The sequence below is a fragment of the Mesotoga sp. Brook.08.YT.4.2.5.2. genome (assembly GCF_003351125.1).
Taxonomy (GTDB): Bacteria; Thermotogota; Thermotogae; order Petrotogales; family Kosmotogaceae; genus Mesotoga.
This window is the reverse complement of record NZ_JPGZ01000057.1, coordinates 1-1,575: the sequence shown is the minus strand read 5'-3', so window position 1 is coordinate 1,575 and position 1,575 is coordinate 1. Positions and strand designations below refer to the sequence as shown.

The following is a 1,575-nucleotide window of genomic DNA, read 5'->3' as shown; positions in this document are numbered from 1 at the left end:
ATGAGAAAAGGTCCACCGTCAATGGTCCATCGTCCAAAGATCCGCTCTGGTCGCTTGCTAGGAGACGTTCACCGCTTGGAAGATCAATGCAACAATAAGAACAAGATCCCGTGCAGAGACATCACGGGATGACAGAATGAGGCCATTCAGGGATTATTAGCTTTCATGATTTGCGTCATTCTGACAAAGCTCCTGGTCAGAATCTGGTTCTGATCTTGTCGGCGAACAAACACTTAATATTGGGCAATGAAGTATGAATTGCTTTTCGGAGCGAATAGCGATCAGCGAAAAGCGGTTCTTCATAGCGCTCAGCGGGTTCATCGCTTTTAAGCGATCAGCGGTTCTTACGCAACTAACAACTTGGCACTTGCAACTGATTTTCCCTTGCAACTTGCAACTCAGAACTTGCAACTGAACTAATGAAAGGAAGGTGATTCGCCATGAATCCGGCAGTAAAAAACGAGAACGGACCTCTGGCAGGAGATCCGCTCTCAAGAAACAAATGTAACAACACCCAACTAAATACTACCACTTTCAAACGGGAAAGGTCTAATTCTGTTTACCCTTTTTGCAACAGTGATATTACTTCGTCAATTCCCGCAGAAGAAGCGTCAGGAATAGGACAGAATTTCTCTTGTCCATACATTTCCAGGCAATTAGCTCCTGAGAAATCGGAGAACGGAGAACGGCTGACGGAGAACCGTCACCCGTTCCCCTTATCCTATTCCCGAATCAAGGTCTTCATCGAATGTCCTCACAGGTTCTATCTCCGTTATTTTGAAGGCCTGCCAGAAGCTCGGGGAGAGGGAAGAAAACATAACGCTCTCATCTTGAGGGCGGTGTTCAACGCTTATCTCGGTAATTCTCCCACTCCCCTTCTCTTTGGAGAGAATCTCAAGAGGGATATGGAGCAGATAGAGTTCGGAGTTCAATTCCTCAAGAGCAAAGAGGTTCTTGCTCTCAATATCCCCTTCGCTCTGGACAGATTCTCCAATCCAATACCCTTCGATGAACCGGAAGTCGTGTTTAGGGGAGTAGCGCAGGCGCTCTATGAGGAAGAGCGGAAAGACGTCCCTCGTCCTTCGTCCCAGAGCGTGGACCCGTCCTTCGCGAAAAACCATGAAGCGGACTTCTTCGTTTCTCATCCCGAAAACGAAGCTAAAAAGAGCCTTGAATCTGATTTTCTTGGTCTTTCGGAGGACGGAGGACCGGGGACGGTCAACCAGGCACTTACCCTCTGTCACTTCAAGGCGGGGTTTGGCGATCCCGACTGGGAGAGGCTTCTTATATACGCCTGGGCTCTATCGAGAGTGGGATATAACATAGGCAGGATCGAATGGGTCTCTCTTTCTGCGGGCGCTTCCTTCTCGAAAGAGATAACGAAAGAGAACCTCGAAGAGGCGGGAATCAATCTATACGCCTGGATAAACCAGATCCTTCAGAGCGACTTTAGTCCTGAAGCCGGAGACCACTGCTCTTACTGCCTGTATCATTCACTCTGTCCTCTCATGGAGAAGCTTGGAGAGGATCTCACGATAAGTGACAGTGATTCTTTGAAGAAGACCCTTCAGAAGA

At 48.2% G+C, this 1,575-nt stretch carries 1 protein-coding gene; it reads left to right on the top strand.

All coding sequences use genetic code 11. The features are described 5' to 3' along the window. Positions 1–440: 440 nt before the first annotated feature. Positions 441–1,575 (top strand): PD-(D/E)XK nuclease family protein (locus tag Q502_RS13605; RefSeq protein ID WP_114794182.1); only part of this gene is annotated, 1,135 nt, incomplete at its 3' end.